Annotated in this window: 21 protein-coding genes; 17 read left to right on the top strand and 4 right to left on the bottom strand. The window is 37.9% G+C overall.

Annotated features, from left to right (window positions below):
• The first annotated feature begins 45 nt into the window (after positions 1 to 45).
• The 3 genes from grdB (at position 46) to grdD (ending at position 4,176) form a co-directional block, all read left to right on the top strand.
• On the top strand, positions 46 to 1,353 hold the full coding sequence (gene grdB, locus JOC73_RS04370) for a glycine reductase complex selenoprotein B (RefSeq protein WP_204400646.1): 1,308 nt from the start codon (positions 46 to 48) through the stop codon (positions 1,351 to 1,353).
• Positions 1,354 to 1,438: 85 nt separating this feature from the next.
• Positions 1,439 to 2,977 carry a glycine/sarcosine/betaine reductase complex component C subunit beta gene (gene grdC, locus JOC73_RS04365; protein ID WP_204400645.1) on the top strand — a complete coding sequence of 513 codons (1,539 nt, stop codon included), beginning with the start codon at positions 1,439 to 1,441 and terminating at the stop codon, positions 2,975 to 2,977.
• A gap of 11 nt (positions 2,978 to 2,988) precedes the next feature.
• The gene (grdD, locus tag JOC73_RS04360; protein WP_204400644.1) at positions 2,989 to 4,176 is read left to right on the top strand and encodes a glycine/sarcosine/betaine reductase complex component C subunit alpha; all 1,188 of its coding nucleotides are present in this window, start codon (positions 2,989 to 2,991) and stop codon (positions 4,174 to 4,176) included.
• Between the two features lie 62 nt (positions 4,177 to 4,238).
• Here the strand turns inward: grdD and JOC73_RS04355 are convergent, their stop codons facing one another.
• Positions 4,239 to 4,892 carry a TetR/AcrR family transcriptional regulator gene (locus JOC73_RS04355; protein ID WP_204400643.1) on the bottom strand — a complete coding sequence of 218 codons (654 nt, stop codon included), beginning with the start codon at positions 4,890 to 4,892 and terminating at the stop codon, positions 4,239 to 4,241.
• A 245-nt stretch (positions 4,893 to 5,137) separates the two neighbouring features.
• On the opposite strand from JOC73_RS04355, the gene JOC73_RS04350 reads away from it, so the two are divergent.
• From JOC73_RS04350 to JOC73_RS04285, 14 genes are all read left to right on the top strand, one after another.
• On the top strand, positions 5,138 to 6,463 hold the full coding sequence (locus JOC73_RS04350; protein WP_204400642.1) for a glycine/sarcosine/betaine reductase component B subunit: 1,326 nt from the start codon (positions 5,138 to 5,140) through the stop codon (positions 6,461 to 6,463).
• Between the two features lie 12 nt (positions 6,464 to 6,475).
• Positions 6,476 to 7,792 carry a betaine reductase selenoprotein B gene (grdH, locus tag JOC73_RS04345; RefSeq protein ID WP_204400641.1) on the top strand — a complete coding sequence of 439 codons (1,317 nt, stop codon included), beginning with the start codon at positions 6,476 to 6,478 and terminating at the stop codon, positions 7,790 to 7,792.
• A gap of 706 nt (positions 7,793 to 8,498) precedes the next feature.
• Positions 8,499 to 9,989, top strand: coding sequence for a glycine betaine uptake BCCT transporter (locus JOC73_RS04340; RefSeq protein WP_204400640.1), 1,491 nt, complete (start codon positions 8,499 to 8,501; stop codon positions 9,987 to 9,989).
• A gap of 295 nt (positions 9,990 to 10,284) precedes the next feature.
• Complete coding sequence (gene grdA / locus JOC73_RS04335; RefSeq protein WP_204400639.1) at positions 10,285 to 10,755, top strand: glycine/sarcosine/betaine reductase complex selenoprotein A; 471 nt, start codon at positions 10,285 to 10,287, stop codon at positions 10,753 to 10,755.
• 266 nt (positions 10,756 to 11,021) lie between these two features.
• The gene (rpoN, locus tag JOC73_RS04330) at positions 11,022 to 12,422 is read left to right on the top strand and encodes an RNA polymerase factor sigma-54 (RefSeq protein WP_204400638.1); all 1,401 of its coding nucleotides are present in this window, start codon (positions 11,022 to 11,024) and stop codon (positions 12,420 to 12,422) included.
• 362 nt (positions 12,423 to 12,784) lie between these two features.
• Entirely contained in the window at positions 12,785 to 13,807 is a 1,023-nt protein-coding gene (locus JOC73_RS04325) for a sugar-binding transcriptional regulator (protein ID WP_204400637.1), read from the top strand.
• A gap of 95 nt (positions 13,808 to 13,902) precedes the next feature.
• Positions 13,903 to 14,913, top strand: coding sequence for a type I glyceraldehyde-3-phosphate dehydrogenase (gene gap / locus JOC73_RS04320; RefSeq protein ID WP_204400636.1), 1,011 nt, complete (start codon positions 13,903 to 13,905; stop codon positions 14,911 to 14,913).
• Positions 14,914 to 15,166: 253 nt separating this feature from the next.
• On the top strand, positions 15,167 to 16,354 hold the full coding sequence (locus JOC73_RS04315; protein WP_204400635.1) for a phosphoglycerate kinase: 1,188 nt from the start codon (positions 15,167 to 15,169) through the stop codon (positions 16,352 to 16,354).
• A 105-nt stretch (positions 16,355 to 16,459) separates the two neighbouring features.
• The gene (tpiA, locus tag JOC73_RS04310; RefSeq protein WP_204400634.1) at positions 16,460 to 17,206 is read left to right on the top strand and encodes a triose-phosphate isomerase; all 747 of its coding nucleotides are present in this window, start codon (positions 16,460 to 16,462) and stop codon (positions 17,204 to 17,206) included.
• 21 nt (positions 17,207 to 17,227) lie between these two features.
• Positions 17,228 to 18,763, top strand: coding sequence for a 2,3-bisphosphoglycerate-independent phosphoglycerate mutase (gene gpmI / locus JOC73_RS04305; protein WP_204400633.1), 1,536 nt, complete (start codon positions 17,228 to 17,230; stop codon positions 18,761 to 18,763).
• A 33-nt stretch (positions 18,764 to 18,796) separates the two neighbouring features.
• Positions 18,797 to 20,089, top strand: coding sequence for a phosphopyruvate hydratase (gene eno / locus JOC73_RS04300; protein WP_204400632.1), 1,293 nt, complete (start codon positions 18,797 to 18,799; stop codon positions 20,087 to 20,089).
• Positions 20,090 to 20,300: 211 nt separating this feature from the next.
• A complete protein-coding gene (gene secG, locus JOC73_RS04295) occupies positions 20,301 to 20,531 on the top strand; it encodes a preprotein translocase subunit SecG (RefSeq protein ID WP_204400631.1) in 231 nt (76 codons plus the stop codon).
• Positions 20,532 to 20,571: 40 nt separating this feature from the next.
• Positions 20,572 to 22,611, top strand: coding sequence for a sodium-translocating pyrophosphatase (locus JOC73_RS04290; protein WP_204400630.1), 2,040 nt, complete (start codon positions 20,572 to 20,574; stop codon positions 22,609 to 22,611).
• A gap of 63 nt (positions 22,612 to 22,674) precedes the next feature.
• Entirely contained in the window at positions 22,675 to 22,992 is a 318-nt protein-coding gene (locus tag JOC73_RS04285) for a DUF1294 domain-containing protein (protein WP_243427855.1), read from the top strand.
• Between the two features lie 123 nt (positions 22,993 to 23,115).
• Here JOC73_RS04285 and JOC73_RS04280 read toward each other — a convergent pair whose 3' ends face one another.
• The 3 genes from JOC73_RS04280 to JOC73_RS04270 all read right to left on the bottom strand — a co-directional run bounded on the left by JOC73_RS04280 (position 23,116) and on the right by JOC73_RS04270 (position 25,123).
• Positions 23,116 to 23,976 (bottom strand): energy-coupling factor ABC transporter ATP-binding protein, encoded by an 861-nt coding sequence (locus tag JOC73_RS04280; RefSeq protein ID WP_204400629.1) that lies wholly within the window; start codon positions 23,974 to 23,976, stop codon positions 23,116 to 23,118.
• Positions 23,977 to 24,056: 80 nt separating this feature from the next.
• Complete coding sequence (gene cbiQ, locus JOC73_RS04275) at positions 24,057 to 24,824, bottom strand: cobalt ECF transporter T component CbiQ (RefSeq protein WP_204400628.1); 768 nt, start codon at positions 24,822 to 24,824, stop codon at positions 24,057 to 24,059.
• Entirely contained in the window at positions 24,821 to 25,123 is a 303-nt protein-coding gene (locus JOC73_RS04270) for an energy-coupling factor ABC transporter substrate-binding protein (RefSeq protein WP_204400627.1), read from the bottom strand. Before JOC73_RS04270 ends, cbiQ begins: the two co-directional genes overlap by 4 nt.
• Between the last annotated feature and the right edge of the window lie 5 nt (positions 25,124 to 25,128).

Raw genomic sequence — 25,128 nt, 5'->3', positions numbered from 1 at the left:
CCTATAAAATAACATTCCCGTTAAAATTTAGAGAGGGGGGAAACTATGAGCAAAAAGAGAGTAGTTCATTATATCAACCAATTCTTCGCTGGTATCGGTGGAGAAGAAAAGGCGGACATCAAGCCTGAAATTAGAGAAGGCGTTGTAGGTCCAGGTATGGCATTAAATGCTGCAATTGCTGAAGAAGCAGAAATCGTGGCAACTGTCATCTGTGGTGACTCTTACTTCAATGAAAACGTTGAAGAAGCACAAGCAGCCATCATTGAAATGGTGAAGGGATATAATCCTGATTTGTTTATAGCAGGTCCAGCATTTAACGCAGGCCGTTATGGAGTAGCAAGTGGTACAATCGCTAAGGCGGTTCAAGACCAGTTACAAATTCCTGTAATGTCTGGTATGTATATTGAAAACCCAGGTGCAGATATGTTCAAGAAGAGTATCTACATCATTGAAACTGGTGATTCTGCTGCAGCTATGAGAAAGGCTGTGCCAGCTATGGCTAAGCTAGCTCTTAAGTTATTAAAGGGTGAAGAAGTAGGTTCGCCAGCAGAAGACAATTACATTTCTAGAGGAATCAGAAAGAATTATTTTGCTCAAGATAGAGGTTCTAAGAGAGCCGTGGACATGCTTCTTAAGAAGCTAAAGGGTGAGGAATTCGTTACAGAGTATCCTATGCCAGACTTCGACAGAGTAGAGCCAATGCCAGCAGTTAAGGATATTACAAAGGCTAAAATTGCCCTAGTTACTTCTGGTGGTATCGTACCAAAGAACAACCCAGATAGAATTGAGTCTTCAAGTGCTTCTAAATACGGAGAGTATGATATTTCTAACTTCAGCGATTTAACAGAAGCAGATCATGAAACTGCCCACGGTGGATATGACCCTGTTTATGCTAACATTGATCCAGATAGAGTATTACCTGTTGACGTATTAAGAGACTTAGAAAAAGAAGGCGCTATCGGTGAGCTTTACAAGTATTTCTACACAACTGTAGGAAACGGTACGTCTGTTGCTAACTCTAAGGCTTTTGCTGCTGAGTTTGCTAAGAAATTAATAGCTGATGGTGTAGATGCAGTTATCTTAACTTCTACCTGAGGTACTTGTACTCGTTGCGGTGCAACGATGGTTAAAGAAGTTGAAAGAGCTGGTATCCCTGTAGTACACATTTGTACTGTAGTACCAATCTCTTTAACAGTAGGAGCAAACAGAATCGTTCCTGCTATTGCAATCCCACATCCATTAGGAAACCCAGGATTAGATGCAGCAGAAGAAAAGAACTTAAGAAGAAAAATTGTTATGAAGTCTTTAGAGGCTTTAACAACTGAAGTAGACGGACAAACTGTATTTGAATAAATATAATAGGCCGGTTGTTAGTAGCAACCGGTTTCTTTTATATAAATAAAGCTAAACGTGTTTAAATTATTTGGAGGTGAATCTCATGGCATATGCAGTAGTAAAAGGTGCAGGATACATATTAGTCCATACACCAGATATGATTACTCACAATGGTACAACTCAAACAACAGAAAGATTGGTAAATCCAGATTCTGAGTACCTAAAGAAATTAACTAACTATTACCGTACATTTGAAGAGGTAGTAAGTTACCCACCAAACCAGACTTACATTGGTACAATTAAGCCTGAGGAATTAAAGAATTATCCAATGCCTTGGTTCCAACAAAAGGTTGAAGGGGCAACAAGAAATGGTAAGCAGGGAGAAATCATGCCTCAAGATGAATTCATTGCCCTGTTAAAGATTTCAGACGTTTTTGACTTAGTTAAGTTAAGTGCAGAATTTACTGCAATGGTTAAGCCTAAAATGGAAGCTCATCCTTTAATGACTGATGCTATGGTTGCTAAGCTTAAGGATGGAGACGATATGGCAGAAATCGAGAAGTTCATTAAGGAAGAACATGCTGAAGCACTGTACCACAACGAGCAATTAATCGGTTGTGTTAAGAGAGCCCATGACATAGATCCTAACTTAAATGCTCATATCATCTTTGAAAACTTAGTTGTTAAGGCATCAGGAGCTCTTGCTTTCCAAAACTTACTTGCAAAGAACAACATTGATCCTACAACAATCGAATATGTAATTGAGTGTTCAGAAGAGGCTTGCGGAGATATCAACCAAAGAGGTGGCGGTAACTTTGCGAAGGCTATCGCTGAGATGGTTGGAGCTGTTAATGCTACAGGTTCAGATACAAGAGGATTCTGTGCTGCCCCAACTCATGCTTTAATCGAAGCAGCTGCTTTAGTACAATCTGGTGTATTTGAAAACGTAGTAATCGTTGCTGGTGGAGCTACTGCAAAGCTTGGTATGAACGGTAAAGACCACGTTAAGAAGGAAATGCCAGTATTAGAAGACGTACTTGGTGGATTTGCGGTTTTAGTAAGCAAAAATGACGGAGTACATCCAGTGTTAAGAACTGACCTAGTTGGAAGACACAAGGTTGGAACTGGTTCTTCTCCACAGGCAGTTATCACTGCATTAATCACTGAGCCATTAGATAAAGGTGGTTTAAAGATTACTGATGTAAATAAATACTCAGTAGAAATGCAAAACCCAGACATCACTAAGCCAGCAGGAGCAGGAGACGTTCCAGAGGCTAACTACAAGATGATAGCTGCTCTTGCAGTTAAACGTGGTGAGTTAGAAAGAACACAAGTAGCTTCTTTCGGTGATGACCATGGTATGCCAGGTTGGGCTCCAACTCAAGGACATATCCCATCTGGGGTTCCATACTTAGGTCACGCTGTAGATGCTTTCTTAAATAATGAAATCCAAAGAGCAATGATCGTTGGTAAAGGATCATTATTCTTAGGAAGAATGACAAACCAATTTGATGGTATCTCTATCGTTATGGAAAAGAATGATGGTCAAACAGGAGATAAAGCTACAGGAGTATCAGAAGCAGAAGTAAAAACGATGATCGCAGAAGCAATGAGAAACTTTGCGTCACACTTATTACAATAGGGGTGAACTAAATGGCTGAAAATAAAGTATTAAAAGAAATGATCGGTAAAGTATTTAATGATATTGCTGATGCTATGGAAACTGGTCAATTCTCTAAACCTGTTCGAATTGGTTTAACGACTCTTGGTAGTGAAAAGGGAGTAGAAAACCTAGTAAAGGGTGGAGAACTGGCTTCTAGCCGTGGTGGAGGCTTTGAAGTAATTCTGATCGGACCAAAGGTAGATACAAAGCTACAGGTAGTAGAAGTAAACTCTGAAGATGAAATGCACAAGAAAATGGAAGAACTATTGGACAACGGAACAATAGATGCTTGCGTTACTATGCACTACAACTTCCCAATCGGAGTATCAACAGTTGGAAAAGTAATTACACCTGGAAAAGGAAAAGAAATGTTCATTGCAACAACAACAGGAACTTCTTCTCCCCACCGTACAGAGGCTATGGTAAAAAATGCTCTATACGGAATTATAGCTGCTAAAGCTACAGGTATTGAAAATCCAACAGTAGGAATCCTAAATGTTGATGGAGCAAGACAAGTAGAAAGAGCTCTTAAGGAATTAAATGCTAACGGATATACAGTTAATTTCACAGAGAGTGGCCGTTCTGACGGTGGAGCAGTTATGAGGGGGAATGACCTTTTAGCTGGAACACCAGACGTTATGATCCAAGATACATTAACAGGAAACATCCTTATGAAGATGTTCTCTGCCTTCACAACAGGTGGAGACTATGAAGCATCAGGATACGGGTACGGACCAGGAATCGGTGAAGGATTCGACAGAACAATTATGATCCTTTCAAGAGCTTCTGGAACACCAGTAGTAGCTGGAGCGATTCAATACGCTGCTGCACTTGTAAGAGGAAATCTTAAAGAGGTTGCTAAGAGAGAATTTGCAGCTGCTAAGAAGGCTAAGCTAGATGAAATTTTAAAGTCCCTTACAAAAGATACTAAGAAGGCTTCTGCCGATGATGAAGAAGTTACAGCTCCTCCATCAGAGGTAGTAACTGGTTCTATTTCTGGAATCGACATCATGGATTTAGAAGATGCAGTAAAAGCCCTTTGGAAAAAAGGAATCTATGCAGAGAGTGGAATGGGTTGTACAGGTCCAATCGTGATGGTTAATGAAGCAAAGATAAATGATGCAATGTCTGTTTTAGCTGAAGCTGGTTTCATAGCTAAAGAAGCAAGTCCTTGCTAGGCCTGAAAATTTAAATCAATAAAAAATCCCTTAACTGTGAAGTTAGGGGATTTTTTATTGAGCTAATCACTATAGCCCATGATGGTCCTATGAATGTATTTAACTGTTTTTTCAATTGCTTCTTCAATAGAGTATTCAATCTGGGAATTTAGTACTCTATTAAACATTCCTTGATAAATTAGCAAAGTCATTTCACTAATATCTTTAACATCTTCTTCTTTGATGATCCCTATCTTAACGCAGGAGTTGAGGGCAGCGATATTTCTGTCATAAATATTACGTTTTAGGAACATAGGAAGAATATCCTCCGTCTGTTCTCCTAATTCTTCAGGAAAAATAGAGTAGTATTCCTGTAGGGCCTCCTCAAGGGAATCGGTATGCTTATTAAAGAAGATACTCTGATATATTCGCGGATTACTAAAAGAATAATAGCAAAAGCATCTCCAAATCTCCAAGAATCGCTCAAGGGGATTGGTGGCTCCTTTGATATAGTTTGGTAGATCTAACACATAATCCTTTAAGTACTTAATTGAGGCATAGAAGGCTAAATGCTCTAGGTCTGTAAAGTAATTATAAAGGGTAGCGCTATTATATCCTGCTATATCAGCAACTTTCCTAACTGTAACGGCAGCCATTCCTTCTTCCTCTATAATTTGATTAGTTGCCTCAATGAAATAACTCATCATTCTTCGTTTTTGAATCTCTTTTTTATTCATTTATAAGTCACCTATCTTATTAGATTCTTGATTTTGCAAGTATCATATATTTAAAACCTAACAATTATTATACCACAATGGATATACAGATGCAAAAAATATAATTTATCAGGATATGCACAAATAATCAAGTTAATAAAATAATCGGATTTACTTTTTGAATATTTTGAGATATAATAATATCATCATTAGATGTAATAAATACAACAGTAATTTATTTTATAGAAGGGAGTGTAAATGTAAATATGAAACTACAATTTGGAAATTTTCATGTAAAAGAGATTCAATTCGGAACAGAAACAAAATACGAAAATGGAGTTCTAACCATCAATAAGGAAGAAGCATTGGCAGTAGTAAGGGAAGACGAGCACATTACTGAAGCAGAGCTTGTAATTGCAAGACCGGGAGACAAAACAAGAATTGTACCAGTGAAGGAGGCAATTGAGCCTAGACACAGAATTGGTGGAGGAACCATTTTCCCAGGAGTAACCGATGAATTAATGCAGGCAGGAAATGGAACAACCCATTGCCTAAAGGGTTGTAGTGTTTTGGTAGTAGGAAAGCATTGGGGTGGATTCCAAGATGGTCTAATAGACATGAGTGGAGAAGGAGCTAAATATACATACTTCTCTCAGTTACAAAACATATGCCTAGTAGCGGATACCGATGAGGAATTTGAAAAAAGAGAACAACAAAAGAAAAACCGTGCCTTAAGATGGGCAGGTATGAGATTAGCAGAGTATTTAGGAAAGGTAGTAGCAGAGCTACAGCCAGAAGAAGTAGAAACATTTGAATTAGAGCCAGTAACTAAGCGTACTGCAGAAGTACAAGCATTGCCAAGTGTTGTATACGTAATGCAGTTGCAATCTCAGATGGAGGAATCAGGATATAACGACCTAGTATATGGATGGGATACGAACCATATGGTACCAACCTTTATGCATCCAAATGAACTAATGGATGGAGCCATCATTTCAGGAAGTTTTATGCCTTGTTCATCAAAGTGGTCAACCTATGATATGCAAAACAACCCAACCATGAAGAGACTATATCAAGAGCATGGTAAAACCATCAATTTCCTAGGAGTAATCCTGTCAAACTTAAACGTAGCATTAGAGCAAAAACAGCGATCTGCCTTATTTGTAGCACAAATTGCTAAGAGCTTAGGAGCAGATGGGGCTATTGTAGCAGAAGAAGGCTATGGAAATCCAGATGCAGACTTTATCGCTTGTGTTGTAGAACTAGAAAAAGCAGGGGTAAAGACAGTTGGAATAACAAATGAGTGTACAGGAAGAGACGGAGGGTCTCAGCCATTAGTAGCCCTAGATGAATTAGCAAATGCAATCGTTTCCTGCGGAAATGTATCAGAATTAATTGAGCTTCCACCGATGGAAACAGTAATCGGAGAATTACAAGCCTTAGCAAGAGACGGATTATCAGGCGGATGGGATAATGACCCGATACTTGGACCATCAGTAAGAGAAGATGGGTCAATCATTATGGAAAACAACGCAATGTTCTGTGGAGACCGAGTATTAGGATGGTCTACAAAGACAATGGTGGAATATTAAGGAGGTGTAGGGATGAAAAAAGCAATATTATACTTGAATCAGTTCTTTGGACAAATCGGAGGAGAAGAATTAGCCGATCATGCACCAGAAATAAGAGAAGGGTTAGTAGGACCAGCCCTAGAGTTAAGCAAGCAATTGTCAGGAGTTGCAGAAGTAACCCATACAATTATTTGTGGAGATAACTTCATGGGTTCAAATCAAGAAGAAGCCATCAAAACAATTTTAGGATTTTTAGAAGGAAAAGAATTTGATATATTCTTTGCTGGGCCAGCCTTTAGAGCAGGAAGATATGGAAGTGCCTGCGGAAACATCTGTAAAGCAGTAAAGGAAAAATTTAATGTACCTGTAATTACTTCCATGAATGACGAAAACCCTGGAGTAGAGATGTTTAAGAAAGAAATGTACATCTTTGAAGGAGGAGCCAGTGCAGCAGCCATGAGAAAAGACGTAATGGCAATGGCTCAATTTGGTAAGAAAATCTTAACAGGGGAAGAACTGTTATCAGCTAAGGAAGAAGGATACTATCCTAGGGGAGAAAGACATCAAATCTGGTTAAATCCTCCAGTGTCAGCTTCTGATAGAGGGGTTGATATGCTAATTAAGAAATTAAAGGGGGAAGCCTATACAACAGAGCTTCCAATCCCAAAATCAGATTTAGTACCGATCGCTCCAGCTATTAAGGACTTAAGTAAAGCCACAGTAGCTATTGCCACATCAGGTGGGATCGTACCAGTAGGAAATCCTGATAGAATCCAATCAGCCTCAGCAACAAAGTGGGGAAAATATGATGTATCAGAGATTGACGACCTAGTAAAGGGAGAGTTCATGACAATCCATGCAGGCTTTGACCCAGCGGCAGCTAACGCTGACTCCGATGTAATCGTACCATTGGATGCCCTGAGGGCCTATGAAAAAGCAGGTAAAATTGGAAAGGTACATCAATACTTCTACTCAACAGTAGGAACAGGAACTACTCAAGGGGAAGCAGCGAGAATGGGTAGAGAAATAGCAGCAGAATTATTGGCAGATGGAGTGGATGCAGTAATCCTTACCTCCACCTGAGGTACTTGTACACGTTGCGGTGCAACGATGACAAAAGAAATTGAAAAAGCAGGAATTACAATTGTACAAATGGCAAACTTAATCCCGATAGCAAAAACAGTAGGCGCCAACAGAATGGTACCAACTATATCCATTCCATATCCTTTGGGTGATCCAAGCACACCAAAGGAAGAACAGTGGAAGTTGAGACATCATAGGGTAGGAGTAGCGTTAGATGCTCTAGCTACGGAAATAGAAGAGCAAACTGTATTTAAGGTAAAAATCTAAAGAGATAACACTGTATTTATTAATGCCCATCCGTTCACTGGAGAACGGATGGGCATTTTAAATTCCTCAGTAAATAATCTGATAGACAAGGATGACGTAGACCCTTATCCAGAAGAAACGAATAATTACATTCCTCACTAAAGACTAAAAGTACCACCAATGATTACTACTATGTTTATAAAATAATACAGATTAATCTACGAACATAGTTAATACATTAACGAACTTATATATTAATCATGGCTATAAAATAATCACGATTATACATTTTTTATAATAAATTTTCAGAATTTTGATCTTAAGTTCTTTAATAGAATCAATACTAAAAATAACATAAAATGCTGAAAGATGCAATGGTATAAAATATTAAAAGCTAGAGATAAAAAGAGAAACACGTTGGAAATACTAAATTTTTAAAGGGTCAGATTGTATTTGTTATTAAATTTTCAAAAAAAACAGATTATAATGAAAAAACATAGTTACAAAATAAACGCATATATGCTATAATAATTATTAGTTAGATGCATAAAAAAAGTATAGCAAATTATGAAAAATATACTATAAAAATGATATATTTTTCTGGCATATTGTTATATTTTTAACAAAGCATCAATTTTAAACTAAACTGTATCTTATCTAAGAATAAGAGGAGGGAAGAAGAGTTCTGAATGTTAATACTTAAAACTACTTAAAAGGAGAGGAATCTATGAAGAAAGATAATAATGTATTTATAATCTCTATTGTAGTTGTATTGGCAATTGTTGCTTGGGGACTAGCAGCTCCAGCAAACTTTGAAAGTACAGCAAACGGACTTTTTAATTATCTTGTAGGAAATTTTGGATGGTTTTATCTCGTTTCTATGTTTTCTTTTGTAGCCTTTTCGGTTTGGATTGCCTTTAGTAAGTATGGCAAAGTAAAACTAGGAGAAGATGATTCAGAACCTGAGTACAGCTATATTTCATGGTTTGCAATGCTCTTCAGTGCAGGTATGGGAATAGGGCTTGTATTCTGGGGAATCGCTGAACCGCTTAATCACTTTGTGGCTCCCTTAGGTATGGCGGGTGGTACTGCTGAAGCTGCAAGCTTTGCAATAAAAAAATCATTCTTTCATTGGGGACTACATCCTTGGGCAAACTATAGTGTACTTGCACTGGCATTAGCTTATATGCAATTTAGAAAAGGGAAACCAGGCTTAATTAGTAGTATTTTCATTCCTTTATTAGGTGAAGAAAGAGTTAAGGGGCCTATCGGTAAAACTATTGACATATTAGCAATATTTGCTACCGTTGCTGGAGTAGCCACTTCCTTAGGGCTGGGAACACTGCAAATCAATAGTGGGCTAAACTATATGTTTGGTATCCCTGAAAATGCAGCAGTTCAAATTATTATTGTCGCAGTGGTTACTGTATTGTTTATGATCTCAGCAATCTCTGGATTAGATAAAGGAATTAAGTTCTTATCTAATGCTAATGTTGGTTTAGCTACTATATTATTGATACTTACTATGATCGTAGGTCCTACCCTATTAATTATCAACTCCTTAACAGAAGGCATTGGAATGTATTTGGGTGAATTTATAAGAGATAGCTTCCATATTGAAGCCTTTGGTAATGGAGAATGGTTTGGATGGTGGACAATATTCTACTGGGCATGGTGGATAGCATGGGCACCTTTTGTAGGCACCTTTATTGCAAGAATCTCTAAAGGTAGAACGATTAAAGAGTTTGTTGGGGGTGTTCTATTAGCTCCAACCTTGGCTTCATTTATTTGGTTTGCAGTATTTGGATCTTCTGCAATAAACCTTGGAGTAGAAGTAGCTACTGAAGCTATAAAGTCAACACCAACAGCATTTTTCGTAGTAATGAGTAAGTATCCTCTAGGAGGGCTTATTTCAGTAGTAGCAGTTATTCTACTTTGTACCTTCTTTGTTACCTCCGCAGATTCAGCAACCTTTGTGCTAGGAATGATGTCTTCTAACGGAGACTTAAATCCTTCAAATCAGAAAAAAATAATCTGGGGAGTTATTCAATCCTTGTTAGCCTTAGCTTTAATGTTGGCGGGTGGATTGGGGATGTTACAGACAGCATCTATAGCTGCGGCTTTCCCATTTGCTTTTGTAATGATTTTTGCAATGGTATCTCTTGTAATGGTACTTCGAAGCGACTTCAAGGAAACAACTAAAGTTAAAGTAAAATAAACCGCGTAATATAAAGAATCTCCATTCCTAGTAGAGTGGAGATTCTTATTTTTGAACCCTTCAATTCATTACACGGCTCCTAGACGTACTGTAGTAATAATCAGAAAAATAATTACGTTTATAATGTAAACACATTTACAAATTTACTGAAAAGTGATATAATAGATTTGTTAGAAATTTATTTGAGAGTGCTTTTTAAAAGTACATAGAAGTTGATTCGTTCCGACGCAGAAGTTTAGCACTTGGATTAAAATTTAAGTAAACACAAAAGAAACTTAAGAAAGGGTGGTCAATAATGAGTATGTATGAAGGTAAAAAAGTCATCATCATTGGCGATAGAGATGGAATTCCTGGTCCAGCTATCGAAGAATGTTTAAAGTCCACTGGAGCCGAAGTATTGTTTTCTGCCACAGAATGCTTTGTCTGAACCGCGGCAGGTGCAATGGACCTAGAAAATCAAAAGAGAGTTAAGGATTTTGCTGAGAAATTCGGTGCAGAAAATGTAATCGTACTTCTCGGTGCAGCTGAAGCTGAGTCTGCTGGATTAGCAGCAGAGACGGTAACAGCAGGAGATCCAACTTTTGCAGGTCCTTTAGCAGGAATCCAGTTAGGACTTAGAGTATTCCATGCAGTAGAGCCAGAATTCAAAAACGAAGTAGATGCATCTGTATATGACGATCAAATCGGTATGATGGAAATGGTATTAAATGTAGATGAAATCATAAGCGAAATGTCTAGTATTAGAAATGAGTTTTGTAAGTTTTAATAACAAGTTTAATTAATATGTTAATATGATACTGCCATATCATAAATCCCCCTCTAACTATATGTTGAGGGGATTTTTTTGCCCAATTGTAGGAATGAATCATCGATGACAGAATACTATTATATTAGGACAGGTTATAGGAAGTTGAAAAAATTCCCAATGCAAAATACGTGCCAACTTTAAAGGATTTTCTGTAAAGTCTTTATTAATTATTGGTGGAATGTTATAATAGGACTATAAGTCTAAAAAGGTGAGGATGGTACAAAATGAGAATGGGCTACAACTTACAACTAGAGCAAACTCAGAAACTAGTAATGACGCCCCAGCTGCAGCAGGCGATCAAAATATTACAGCTAAATGCCATTGAATTGGACCGGTTTATTCAAAAGGAAATGGAGACCAATCCCCTTTTAGAAATCAATGAATCCTATGAGACGGAGTATGAAAAAGATCTTAATGAATCTACAAAGAATAAGTTAAAGGAGAAGGAGATTGATTGGAAGGAATTTAGTGATGATTATCATAGTAGAGGTATTCAACAGAGTGGGGGAAGCTACTCAGGGGATAACGAAATGAGTTATGAAAATATGATTTCCGTTAAACCATCATTACAGGATTTTTTAATGAACCAATATCACTTGACTCTTTTAAATAAGAACTTTAATGAAGTAGGGGAATACATCATCTATAGTTTAGATGAAAATGGTTATCTGAATATCCCCCTAATGGAAATTGCAGAAGAATTTAATATTGAGCCTTCTGTAGTAGAGAATATATTAACAGTAATCCAAACCTTTGAACCAGCTGGAATCGCAGCTAGAAATCTAAAGGAATGTTTAATCATACAATTAAAACAGCTAGGAGTTATGAAGGAAAATGCATATCAATTAATAGAGGAGTATTTAGTAGAGATTGCTGATAACAAGTACCCACAAGTGGCAAAAAAAATGGGTATAACAGTGGAGGAAGTCCAAAATATCTGTGACTTTATTCGAACATTGGAGCCAAAACCAGGGAGAAAATTTTCCTCAGCGAATCATACTTATATCGTACCTGATGTGGTGGTGAAAAAGATTGGTGAGGATTATGTTGTAATTATCAATGACCGCATTGGACCAAGATTAATGATTAGGGATGACTATCGTAAAATGTTATCCAACAATGATGAAAATTCTGATACGGTTAAGTTTATAAATGATAAATTAAACTCAGCCAGTTGGTTGATTAGAAGTATTGAACAGAGACGCCAAACTATCTACAAAGTGGTGGAGAAGATTATCGAAAAGCAAAGGGACTTCTTTGACCACGGGAAAAAATATCTAAAGCCCATGACCTTAAAGGAAATAGCAGAGGAAATAGAGGTTCATGAGTCCACCGTCAGTAGAGCCACCAATGGTAAGTATGTAGAGACACCCTCAGGGACCTTTGAGCTAAAGTATTTTTTCACCAGTGGGATTGAAGGGGAGGATGGAGAAGGAGTTTCTGCCGAGAGTATCAAGAGTATCATCAAGGAAATCATAAATGAAGAAAATCCTAAAAAACCCCTAAGTGATAGTAAGATTGCAGATATCCTTACGGAAAAGGGAATGCCGATTTCCAGGAGAACTGTAGCGAAGTACAGGGACGACCTGTTGATACCTGCATCATCTAAACGTAAACGATTCTAATTTGCCTGTTGAAAAGCCATCATCTTCTGCGTCACTGCAATAATCCAGCACCCTTGCGTATTACTTATACGCGGCAGTCGCTGGATTATTTTGATTCTTGAATCTAATGACTTTTGAACAGGCAAATACTTGACTCATTTGAAAAGCCATCATCTTCTGCGTCACTGCAATAATCCAGCACCCTTGCGTATTACTTATACGCGGCAGTCGCTGGATTATTTTGCTTGTTCTTTAAGAAAATCATTGAATTATAAAATTCTGTATTATATAATTACCTTAAGTTACCTGTATTTTTTTATAGCAATTGGGACATAATACGCATACGCGGGACTAATTAAGTCCCTGAGGAGGGAAGGTGAAAGATGAAGGATATTATTAACATTCAAAAGAAAATTATCCCCGAGGCTTTTGCCACATTTGAAAAGCGTTACGATATTTTGCGAAACATTTACATATTACAACCAATAGGAAGAAGAGCATTAGCCAATAGATTATCCATTGGGGAAAGAATAGTTCGAGGTGAGATGGAGTTTTTGAAGGAACAGGGACTCATTGATGTGAATCCAGCAGGAATGATGATTACCCATGAGGGATTAGTCTTGATGGATCAGCTGAAGGAGATTATTTATCACCTAAGGGGAATCAGTGGTCTACAGGAACAGCTCAAGAAAAAGCTTCAGATTAACAGTGTCTACATAGTACCAGGCAATATAGAAAATGATAAGTATGTATTGAGGGACCTATCTAAAACAACTTCCCGCATACTAGAGGGGTCATTGGTGGAAAATAGTATCGTTGGAGTAACTGGCGGTAGTACGATGGCTGAGGTAGCCAATGAAATGACCCAACAATCAAAGAAACGTGGGATTGTTGTTGTCCCAGCTAGAGGTGGTTTGGGCAAAAAAGTAGAGAGTCAGGCAAATACAATTGCGGCTGTTATGGCCAATAAGCTAAATGGGAGCTATCAACTACTTCATGCCTCAGATACAATGAGTCAAGAAGCCATAGAGAGTATTTTACAGGACCCAGAGATTAAGAAAATTACAGATTTAATTAAGCAGGTCAATATTTTAGTGTTTGGCATTGGTAGATCAGATAAAATGGCAGAAAGAAGGGAACTGTCTCAAGAAATAATTGAACTTTTGCAAAGTAGAAGGGCAGTTGCAGAAGCTTTTGGTCACTACTTCAATCGAGACGGAGAAATCGTTCACGAAATGAAGACAGTAGGAATCAACCTAGAGGATTTTTGTAAGGTCCCCACAACAATAGGTGTGGCAGGGGGGCCTAAAAAAGCTGAAGCAATTGTAGCCATCAGTAAAATCAAGAAGGACTTAATCCTTGTTACTGATGAGGGAGCTACTAGAGAAATACTAGAGAAATACTAGTATCATTTCTTTAATATAAAACGATGCATATAACCAATATTGTTATTGGAAAACTATTAAGAATTCATTTATATAAATCTAAGGAGGTTAAATTTATGACTGTAAAAGTAGCGATTAATGGATTTGGAAGAATTGGTAGAAATGCCTTCAAGGTGGCCCTTGAAGAACAAAGAGATTGGGAGATTGTTGCCATCAATGATTTAACCGATCCAGCAACATTAGGACACTTATTAAGATATGACAGTTTATATGGTAAATTTCAAGGAGAAATTAAGGCATTGGATGATGCGCTTGTTGTTAATGGCAAAACAATCAAAATTTATGCTGAAAAAGACCCAGAAAAATTACCATGGAAGGAAATCGGTGTAGATGTAGTTATTGAAGCTACAGGGGTATTTAGAAGTAAAGACAAGGCTATGAAGCACATCAATGCAGGCGCAAAGAAGGTTGTTATCACAGCTCCAGCGAAAAATGAAGATATCACAATTGTAATGGGAGTAAATGAAAAGGACTATGACCCAGTAAATCACCACATCATTTCAAATGCTTCTTGTACGACTAACTGCTTAGCTCCTTTTGCTAAAGTTATTGACGAGAATTTTGGTATCAAGAAGGGTTTAATGACCACAATTCATGCCTATACAAATGACCAAAGAATCCTTGACTTACCTCATTCGGATTTGAGAAGAGCTCGAGCAGCAGCTCAATCCATCATTCCAACGACTACAGGTGCAGCTGAAGCAGTAGCATTAGTATTACCTCAATTAAAGGGCAAATTAAGTGGTATGGCAATGCGAGTTCCTACTCCTACAGTATCTGTTGTTGACTTTGTAGCAGAAGTAGGAAAGAATACATCTGCTGAGGAAGTAAATGCAGCTTTAGAGGCAGCAGCAAAGGGAGAATTAAAGGGAGTGATGAATTTCTCTGATGAGCCTTTAGTATCTGCTGATTATCGCCAAGACCCACATTCATCAATTGTAGATGCTCTTTCTACAACTGTGATAGGAGAGAATTTAGTGAAGGTAATTGCTTGGTATGACAATGAGTGGGGTTACTCTGTAAGGGTAGTAGATATTGTATCCTACATCGTTAAGCAAGGATTATAGTATTGGTAAGATAGTAGAATAAACAACGTACAAAACATAGTATAAAAACATGAGAGTAAAGACAGCCTCAGCTTTTAGAGCTGAGGTTGTTATAAGCGTTATTGACTGTTTTATTTCATTTAAATAATTAGCAACATGTGGTAATATATATAAGGAATATTACAAAGAAGCTTTAACATCCAATTAGTATGTAATCCTATGAGATAAGCATAATAAGTAAAAAAGCTAAAAGGGTAAGAGGAGGATTTCTAAGATGAAAAAAACAGTAAAAGACTTTGACGTAAAAGGTAAGAAAGTATTGGTAAGATGTGACTTTAATGTTCCAATGGATAAGGAAGGGAACATTACTGATGATCGGAGAATTCAAGCGGCACTACCAACAATTACATATTTGTTGGAGGAAGGGGCGGCAGTGATCCTAATGTCCCATTTAGGAAGACCAAAGGGAGAGGCAAATCCTAAATATTCCTTAGCTCCAATAGCCCAAAGAATATCTGATTTATTAGATATGGAAATATTATTTGCTGAAGATGATGAAGTAGTAGGGGAAGTGACAAAGGAACAGGCGAAAGAACTGAGCCCAGGTAAAATTCTACTTCTACAAAATGTGAGATATAGAAAAGAAGAAGAGAAAAACGAAAATGGTTTCTCAGAAGAATTAGCATCTTTAGGGGATTTATTTATTAATGATGCCTTTGGTACTGCCCATAGAGCCCACAGTTCTACAGCAGGCATTGCAAATTTTTTACCATCAGGTATGGGTTTCCTAATTGAAAAAGAAATTAATTACATGGGTAAGGCTTTGGAAAATCCAGAAAGACCTTTTGTTGCAATTTTAGGTGGATCAAAGGTTTCTGACAAAATTGGAGTAATCGAAAACCTTTTAGAAAAAGTAGATGTTTTACTAATCGGAGGAGGAATGGCATACACTTTCCTTAAGGCCCAAGGGTATGAGATTGGAAAATCCTTATTAGAAGAAGATAAGATGGACTTAGCTTTAGAGATGATTAAACAGGCTAAAGAAAAAAATGTAGATCTGTTACTTCCTGTAGACTCGGTTGTAGCCAGTGATTTTGCTGCAGATGCAGCCCACAAAACTGTTATCAATGAAGATATGCCTTCTGACTGGATGGGACTTGATATTGGAAGCCAAACGGTTGAGTTATATGCACAAAAGATAAAGGAAGCTAAAACTGTTATCTGGAATGGACCAATGGGAGTATTTGAAATGCCGAACTTTGCTAAAGGTACAAAGGACGTTGCTAAAGCAATGGCAGAGAGTGAGGCCATTACCATTATCGGTGGTGGAGACAGTGCAGCAGCAGTTGAGCAACTGGGCTATGCTGACAACATGAGTCATATCTCTACTGGTGGTGGAGCATCATTAGAATTTCTTGAGGGAATTGTATTACCAGGGATTGAGGTATTGACGGATAAATAGAAGAAAGAATAGATAGAAATTGCAAATATGTAAATAGTTTGAGTAGTGCAATTTCACCTAATTGATAAAAGAAAACGAACGAAGGAAGAAGAAAGGGGTCTATTGATGCGTATACCTATTATTGCAGGGAATTGGAAAATGAATAAGAATAATGATGAAGCCCTTCATTTGGTGAATGAATTGAAGAATGAAGTCAATGATACAGATGTAGAAGTGGTACTTTGTTGTCCTTTTACTGCCTTATCGGAGGTAAAGAAGGCTACTGAAGGTACAAAAATTAAGCTTGGGGCTCAGAATATGCATTGGGAAGAGTCAGGGGCTTACACAGGTGAGATATCAGCCGACATGTTATTAAACATAGGGGTTGAGTATGTGATTATTGGACACTCAGAAAGAAGACAGTATTTTAATGAAACTGATGAAATCGTAAATAAGAAGGTGAAAAAAGCTTTAGAAAAAGGCTTAAAGCCAATTCTTTGTATGGGGGAAACCCTTGAGGAAAGAGAAGGGGAAAAGACTTTTGAAGTTGTAAAGCGACAAGCAATTAAGGGGCTTGAAGGTATCAGTAATGATGATCTTGAAAAAGTTGTGATTGCCTACGAACCAATCTGGGCAATTGGAACAGGAAAGACTGCTTCATCCAGTGATGCAAATGCGGTGATCGCCTACATTAGAGACGTTGTAAAGGAACTTTATAATGATACAATTTCTGAAAACATTAGAATTCAATACGGAGGAAGTGTAAAGGCCTCCAATGCATCTGAGATTATGATGGAGGAAGATATAGATGGCGCCCTTGTAGGGGGAGCTAGTTTAGAAGCAGAAGCCTTTCTAGGAATTGTACGCTTCTAATCACCGGAAAGGAAGATGAATATGAAGAAATCAGTTGCACTAGTCATTTTAGATGGTTTTGGTATTAACAATCAAACCTTAGGAAATGCTGTAAAGGCTGCTAAATTACCAAATTATCACTCCCTAATTAATCAGTATCCTTCAATGAATATTCAAGCCAGTGGTATGGCAGTAGGTTTGCCAGAGGGACAAATGGGTAATTCAGAGGTAGGACATTTAAATATCGGAGCTGGAAGAATTGTGTATCAAGAGCTTACGAGGATTTCCAGGGAAATTCAATTAGGAAATTTCTTTGAAAACCCAGCCCTTGTTAATGCTATGGAACACGCTAAAAACAACAAGACACAGCTTCACCTAATGGGATTAGTCTCTGACGGGGGGGTACATAGTCATATCAAGCATTTATATGCTCTTTTAAAGATGGCTAAGAGAATAGGGGTAGAAGATGTATTGATTCACTGCTTCTTAGACGGTAGGGACACCCCACCCCAAAGTGCCCTTCAATACATTGAGGAGCTACGAAATGCGCTTTTAGAAATAGGTGTAGGAAGAATTGCCTCCATCAGCGGTAGATACTATGCAATGGATCGTGACTTAAGATGGGAGAGAACGAAGAGTGCTTATGATGCCATTGTAATGGGGCAAGGTGTTATGATGAAGGATCCTTTAGAGGCCATCAAGGCATCCTATAACATTGATGAATTAGATGAATTCGTAAAGCCAGTAGTGATTCCTCAAGATGGTCAGGTACATAATGTTAACAACGGGGATTCAGTGATCTTCTTTAATTTTAGACCCGATAGAGCAAGACAAATGACTAGGGCTTTAATAGAGGATGAATTTGATGGATTCGTAAGGGTAAAGGGAAAATTAGCCCTTCACTATGTATCCATGACCCTTTATGATGCATCTATTAAAGGGGTAAATATCGCTTATCCACCACAAACACTGAACAATACATTGGGGCAATACTTGAGCCAAAACAATATTAAGCAATTTAGAATTGCAGAAACAGAAAAATATGCCCATGTGACTTATTTCTTCAATGGTGGAGTTGAGGAAGCTTATCCAAATGAGGATCGAAGGCTGATTCAATCTCCAAAGGTGGCTACATACGACCTGAAGCCAGAAATGAGTGCCCAAGAAGTAACAGATACATTAATTAAGGAAATAGATGGAGATAAATATGATTTTATCGTTGTAAATTATGCCAACCCTGACATGGTGGGACATACAGGGGTCTTTGATGCAGTAGTTAGGGCTTTAGATACAGTAGACAACTGCCTAGGTCAGGTGATAGATAAGATTCTTTCAAAAGGTGGAGCGGCAATCGTGACATCGGATCATGGGAATGCAGAGGCATTAATTGACGAGGTAACAGGCGGACCAGTAACTGCCCACACCACAAATCCAGTTCCTTTAGTTTTAGTGACAGCAGAAAAGCATCAGCTAGTAGACGAAGGCAAATTATGCGATATTGCCCCTACTATTTTGGAACTACTTGGAATAAATAAGCCATTGGAAATGACAGGAGAAAGTTTAATAAAAAAGCAATAAATCATTTATGAAGGATAGAGAGGAGAAACGAAAATGACAATTATTGAGGAAATTTATGCTAGAGAGGTATTAGACTCGAGAGGAAATCCAACAGTAGAAGTAGAGGTTTACTTAGAGAGTGGTGTAATCGGAAGGGCAATTGTTCCTTCTGGCGCTTCGACTGGAGCCTTTGAAGCAGTAGAGCTTCGAGATGGCGACAAGAGTAGATACCTTGGTAAAGGGGTACTTAAGGCTGTAGAGAATATAAATGATGTGATTGCCCCAACAATCGAAGGATTTGACGCTACTGATCAAGTAGGAATCGACGAAACTTTAATTATGCTGGACGAAACTGAAAATAAAGGTAAACTAGGTGCAAATGCCATCCTTGGCGTTTCAATGGCAGTGGCTAGAGCAGCGGCTGAGGCCCTAGGATTACCCCTATATCAATATCTTGGTGGAGTTAATGCAAAGGAATTACCAGTACCAATGATGAACATCTTAAATGGCGGAGCCCATGCCGATAATAACGTAGATATTCAAGAATTTATGGTAATGCCAGTTGGAGCTGAGACCTATAGGGAAGGTCTTAGGATGGGAGTAGAAATCTACCATAACCTAAAGGCTGTATTAAAGGAAAAAGGTCTTGCTACTGGGGTAGGTGACGAAGGTGGATTTGCACCAAACTTAGCATCCAACGAAGAAGCCCTGAAAGTAATCATTGAAGCAATTGAAAGGGCAGGTTACAAGCCAGGAGAGGAAATTAAATTAGCATTAGACGTTGCTGCTACAGAGTTATATGATGAAGAAAAGAAGGTTTATCACTTAGCTGGTGAAGGTTTAACTAAGACATCTGAGGAAATGGTTGCCTTCTATGAAGATTTAGTAAGTAAGTATCCAATTATCTCCATCGAAGATGGTTTAAGTGAAGATGACTGGGATGGTTGGAAATTAATGACGGATAGATTAGGAAAGAAAATTCAGATCGTTGGGGATGACTTATTCGTAACTAACACAACTAGATTACAAAAAGGAATTGAAATGGGTACAGCTAACTCAATCCTAATCAAAGTAAATCAAATCGGTACAATTACTGAAACTTTAGATTCCATTGCAATGGCCCATAGAGCAGGGTATACAACTGTAATCTCCCACCGTTCTGGAGAAACAGAAGATTCTACAATTGCGGATATTGCAGTTGCTTTAAATGCAGGACAAATCAAGACAGGTGCTCCAGCCCGTACAGACCGTGTGGCTAAGTACAATCAACTTTTAAGAATTGAAGATGAATTAGGATCTATTGCTAAATATAAGGGCGAAAAGGTTTTTTATAACATCAAAAAGTAATTAAGTCTTTTAAAAAGTATATGGTTTAAATTTTAAGACAATAATAGGGGTGAATATTTACCCTTATTATTGTTTTATAAATTAATTTTGGGAATTATCATTTTCTGAAATAGGCACGAACAAATGCAGTCGACTTAATAATATTTATTGATTTTATGGGTTGTCTGTGTTAAAATATGTATGTTAATCTCACAACAGGGGAGGTGGAAATATGCTAAAAACAATCTTAATGGTTATTCAAGTAATTACAAGTATTATTTTAATTGGAAGCATACTATTACAATCAGGTAAATCTCAAGGACTTTCTGGTGCTATTGGTGGTGGTGCTGAACAAGTTTGGGGAAAACAAGCTAGAGGTTACGAAGGCGTGTTAAGCAAAGTAACTTCAGTTGCCGCAGCGTTATTTATTATTGTTGCGATTACATTAGTAGCGATTCAATAAGAGATAAAAACTGAATAGATACGAGAGAGGAGTAAGAACAATGAACTTAGTCATCATAGCCCCTATTGTAGGTCTTGTTGCACTGGCATTTGCTTATATGCTTACAGCTAAAATCAATAAGGTGGCGATAGGTACAGATCGAATGAAGGAGATTTCTTCGTATATCCATGAGGGAGCCATGGCTTTCCTAACAAGAGAATATAAGTATTTAGTAATTTTTTCAGCTATTTTATTCGTAATCTTAGGTTTTGGTATAGATTGGATTACTGCAATTGCATTTATAGTGGGTGCAATTTTCTCTGGTTTAGCCGGGTTCTTTGGAATGAAGGTAGCTACAAAGGCTAACGTTAGAACTGCCAACGGTGCTAAAGAAGGGGGAATGAACAAAGCCCTAAGCGTAGCATTCTCAGGTGGTGCAGTAATGGGTATGTCAGTAGTTGGACTTGGTTTATTAGGAGTTGGAGGACTTTTTCTAATTTTTACTAATATGCTAAATGGTGATACAGCAGATGCTGCTGTTAGAATTACTGGATTTGCTTTAGGTGCTTCATCCATCGCTCTATTTGGCCGTGTGGGTGGAGGAATCTATACTAAGGCAGCAGACGTTGGAGCTGACCTTGTAGGTAAAGTAGAAGCAGGAATCCCGGAGGATGACCCAAGAAACCCTGCTGTTATCGCAGATAACGTAGGAGATAATGTTGGTGACGTTGCAGGTATGGGGGCTGACTTATTCGAATCTTATGTTGGTTCTATCATTTCTGCTATTGCATTAGGTTTAATTGCAACAAATGCTGCTGGGGAAGCTTACGGTATTAACGGTGCTCTTTTCCCATTAATGTTAGCAGCAATCGGTATTATTGCTTCTATTATTGGTACTTTCTTTGTAAAAGGTAATGAGAATACTGATCCACAAAAATCCCTAAAAACTGGTACATATGTGTCAGGAGCTATCACAATTGTGGCAACTTATTTCTTAAGTACAAATTTCCTAGGAAACTTAAGTGGTTTCTGGGCAGTTGTTACAGGTTTATTAGTAGGTATTGCTATTGGGCAATTGACAGAAGTTTATACTTCTGGAGACTTTAGATATGTTAAGAAAATTGCAAAGCAATCTGAAACTGGTCCAGCAACGACAATCATCAGTGGACTTGCAGTAGGTATGCTTTCAACAGCTTGGCCAATTCTTTTAATCGCAGTAGGAATCTTAATTTCCTTCGGAGTAGCAGGACTATACGGTATCGCCCTTGCGGCTGTAGGTATGTTAGCAACAGCTGGTATGACTGTAGCAGTAGATGCTTACGGACCAATCGCAGATAACGCTGGTGGTATCGCTGAAATGTGTGAATTACCAAAAGAAGTTAGAAAGATTACAGATAAATTAGATGCTGTTGGTAACACAACTGCAGCTATGGGTAAAGGTTTTGCCATCGGTTCTGCAGCTTTAACAGCTCTGGCATTATTTGCTACTTATACTGAAGCAGTTGAATTAAGCTCAATTGACTTAACAAGACCTACTGTAATCGCGGGTATGTTAATTGGTGGGATGTTACCATTCTTATTCTCTGCTTTAACGATGGAGGCGGTTGGTAAAGCTGCTTTTGAAATGATTGAAGAGGTAAGAAGACAGTTTAGAGAAATCCCAGGAATCATGGAGGGTAAAGGTAAGCCTGAATATGCTACTTGTGTTGATATCAGTACTGCTGCAGCCCTTAAAGAAATGGTTGTTCCAGGATTATTGGCAGTAATTGCACCAATCGCTACAGGAGTTCTTTTAGGAGCTGATGCAGTTGGTGGATTGTTAGCAGGTTCATTAGTAGCTGGGGTATTAATGGCGATCATGATGGCTAATGCTGGTGGAGCATGGGATAATGCTAAGAAATACATTGAAGAAGGACACCATGGTGGAAAAGGAAGCGAACCCCATAAGGCAGCTGTTGTAGGTGACACTGTAGGGGATCCATTCAAAGATACATCTGGACCTTCAATCAATATCTTAATCAAGTTAATGACAATTGTATCTGTAGTATTCGCACCATTATTTAAAGCTTATGGTGGAATGATTATTAGATTCTTTGAATAAGAACTAGATTAGTAAAGCCCTTAATCAACTGATTAAGGGCTTTTTCTAAAAGGGGGAAAATATATGGAATTTATCAATGAGTTAGCCAAGGAAGTCTCCACGGTATTTATGATTTATATCTCCATCTCGCTGTTAATTTCAATCGCAGGATTCGCTCTGATGGGCTATGATAAGTATCGGGCAAAACAAGGAGAATATCGAATTTCAGAGTTAACCTTAATGGCCTTTTCCTTCTTTGGTGGGGCTATAGGTGTCCTCCTAGGGATGGTTTGCTTTCATCATAAAATCAGTAAAAAGAAATTCTACATTGGGGTACCTGCCTTATACATCTTCAATCAAATCTTTCATCTGATCATATTTTATCGGACGATGAAGCTATAGGCTTCTAAAATCTTATAAGCCTTATAAGTTTACCCTAGCCTCCTTTGGTATTTCAGTATCCAAAAGGAGGCTAGGGTTCTTTATTACTCGTATATTATAATAGGGTATTAGGAGACATCGAAATCAATCTCGACTTAGTTCCTTTGTCATAAACTTAAATAACGCTTGTTTAGATTTAGGGATTTGTTCATCCTTTGAAGGTGGCTTATGTTTGATAAATTCCTCATAAACCTCCAGAATTAGTGGCTTATGGAGCCCAGCCTTTTTCAGTGTTTCACTGTTCATAAAAACTTCTCCAGGAGGGCCTTCTCCTATGAGGCTACCCTCATTCATAACATAAACATAATCAGCCCAAGGATAGACACGATCCATATCATGGGTAGATAAAACAATGGTGACCCCCTCTTGGTTTAGCTCATCAAAGAAATCCATGATTTCATTACTGGTGACAGGGTCAACAAATGCAGTGGGTTCATCTAAGAAAATTACACTGGGCTCCATAGCTAATATATCTGCTATGGCAACTCTTTTTTTCTGTCCACCACTAAGAAAATGTGTCGGCTTGTTTTTTAAGTCTATAATATTTGCCTTTTCAAGGGCTGAATTGACCCTTTCTCGTACCACTTCTTTAGGTAAACCAAGATTCATGGGACCAAAGGAGACCTCCTGAAAGACATTGGCGGAGAATAGCTGGGAGTTGGAGTCTTGAAAAACAATGCCGATTTTTTGACGCAGATCCTTAAGCTCCTTCTTACTGTAGGAGATCCTTTGACCGTCAAAGAATACTTGTCCACCTGTGGGCTTGTAGACCCCATTTAAGGTTAAGAATAAAGTAGTCTTTCCAGCACCGTTAGCACCAATAATGGCTATCTTTTTACCCTTTTCAAAGGAAATAGATAGCTTTCTTAATGCTTGGGTACCATCAGGATAGATATAATGTAAATCTTTTGTTTGCAGGATATATTCACTCTTAGAATCATCCATAGGGTCTCAACTCCTGTCTTTCCAAGACTTCTGATCAAAGCTTTCAAATAAGTTTGTATAAAAAAGCTAACTCAAGATAGTTATAATATAAATGCCAACACAATAAAAATAACCTCTAAAAAAGCAATCATTAGGATGTGGGTAAAAGAGAGGACTTTTGCCTCTTCTAAAACATTAAAGTCTCCCGTATATCCTCTAGCAGTTAGAGAAATGAAGAGTTCTTTTGACCGTAGAAAAACTTTGAAAAACAAATTAGATATTAACCCCCCTAAAGAAACATAGCTTCTCTTAATAGAAGAATAGCCTAGTCTACTGTCTTGGGAAATGTAAATCAAGGATGCAGTTTCTAGTAAAACAAAAATAAATCGATAAATGATAATCATTAAATCAGTCAAGATGCTAGGTAGCTTTATTTTTCTAAGTACCCATATAATATCAATCATGGGTGTAGTCAAGGCTAAAAAATACATACAGCCTATACTACTATAGGCTCGAAAAAAAAGTATACGTGCACTTTGAATGCCTTCTAAACTGAATCCAATGAACCAACTACCTAAGCCTATACCATAGGTTAAGATTAGAGGGTTTTTCGTAATGATAAAGGCCACTCCAAAGCAGCTAATCCCCAGAAAGGCCAGGGGGATCAGCATAATCTTTAGATAGGTGCTAAAAGGGATTTTAGCTATCCCTATAATTATTGTAGACATCACTATGAAAATGATCAAATGCAGTAGGGTAGACTTAGTAAAAAGGCAGATGATCAATGACATTAGGGCAAGTATAAACTTTTCCAGTGGATGAATTTCTTTTAATCCATTGGTATAAGCGTACTGATCAATAACAATCATTTTGCTAAACCTTCACTACCCTTCTTTTTTCCTATACTGTATCCAATAAAGTAGGTAATAAAACCTGTGCCAATAGCAGCTTGAAGAGCAAACAATAGACTTTCAATTTCACCACTAGGAGGCTCCCAGATTGGGCTAAACCATGGTTCGTATTCTGGCTGAATTTCAGTAACTAACTCTTCGGCAGCCCCATCAGCACCGCCATATTCAGCATTTGGATTGATAAGTAACGGAACAATTGCTAATAGGATAACTACCAAAACAAGTAAAATGTTTTTTTGAACAAGCTTGAATTTCATTAATT

It is taken from the genome of Alkaliphilus hydrothermalis, from assembly GCF_016908555.1.
Lineage (GTDB): Bacteria > Bacillota > Clostridia > Peptostreptococcales > Natronincolaceae > Alkaliphilus > Alkaliphilus hydrothermalis.
The sequence above is the reverse complement of the archived record's forward strand: the minus strand, read 5'-3'. Positions and strand labels throughout refer to the sequence as shown.

What these genes read in the sequence shown, in the direction of transcription:
- JOC73_RS04285 (WP_243427855.1), top strand. Translation starts at nt 22,675, where the DNA reads ATGGAATTTATCAATGAGTTAGCCAAGGAAGTCTCCACGGTATTTATG.
- eno (WP_204400632.1), top strand. Translation starts at nt 18,797, where the DNA reads ATGACAATTATTGAGGAAATTTATGCTAGAGAGGTATTAGACTCGAGA.
- secG (WP_204400631.1), top strand. Translation starts at nt 20,301, where the DNA reads ATGCTAAAAACAATCTTAATGGTTATTCAAGTAATTACAAGTATTATT.
- grdC (WP_204400645.1), top strand. Translation starts at nt 1,439, where the DNA reads ATGGCATATGCAGTAGTAAAAGGTGCAGGATACATATTAGTCCATACA.
- JOC73_RS04280 (WP_204400629.1), bottom strand. Translation starts at nt 23,976, where the DNA reads ATGGATGATTCTAAGAGTGAATATATCCTGCAAACAAAAGATTTACAT.
- JOC73_RS04315 (WP_204400635.1), top strand. Translation starts at nt 15,167, where the DNA reads ATGAAAAAAACAGTAAAAGACTTTGACGTAAAAGGTAAGAAAGTATTG.
- grdD (WP_204400644.1), top strand. Translation starts at nt 2,989, where the DNA reads ATGGCTGAAAATAAAGTATTAAAAGAAATGATCGGTAAAGTATTTAAT.
- JOC73_RS04355 (WP_204400643.1), bottom strand. Translation starts at nt 4,892, where the DNA reads ATGAATAAAAAAGAGATTCAAAAACGAAGAATGATGAGTTATTTCATT.
- rpoN (WP_204400638.1), top strand. Translation starts at nt 11,022, where the DNA reads ATGAGAATGGGCTACAACTTACAACTAGAGCAAACTCAGAAACTAGTA.
- JOC73_RS04340 (WP_204400640.1), top strand. Translation starts at nt 8,499, where the DNA reads ATGAAGAAAGATAATAATGTATTTATAATCTCTATTGTAGTTGTATTG.
- gap (WP_204400636.1), top strand. Translation starts at nt 13,903, where the DNA reads ATGACTGTAAAAGTAGCGATTAATGGATTTGGAAGAATTGGTAGAAAT.
- cbiQ (WP_204400628.1), bottom strand. Translation starts at nt 24,824, where the DNA reads ATGATTGTTATTGATCAGTACGCTTATACCAATGGATTAAAAGAAATT.
- JOC73_RS04270 (WP_204400627.1), bottom strand. Translation starts at nt 25,123, where the DNA reads ATGAAATTCAAGCTTGTTCAAAAAAACATTTTACTTGTTTTGGTAGTT.
- tpiA (WP_204400634.1), top strand. Translation starts at nt 16,460, where the DNA reads ATGCGTATACCTATTATTGCAGGGAATTGGAAAATGAATAAGAATAAT.
- JOC73_RS04290 (WP_204400630.1), top strand. Translation starts at nt 20,572, where the DNA reads ATGAACTTAGTCATCATAGCCCCTATTGTAGGTCTTGTTGCACTGGCA.
- gpmI (WP_204400633.1), top strand. Translation starts at nt 17,228, where the DNA reads ATGAAGAAATCAGTTGCACTAGTCATTTTAGATGGTTTTGGTATTAAC.
- JOC73_RS04325 (WP_204400637.1), top strand. Translation starts at nt 12,785, where the DNA reads ATGAAGGATATTATTAACATTCAAAAGAAAATTATCCCCGAGGCTTTT.
- JOC73_RS04350 (WP_204400642.1), top strand. Translation starts at nt 5,138, where the DNA reads ATGAAACTACAATTTGGAAATTTTCATGTAAAAGAGATTCAATTCGGA.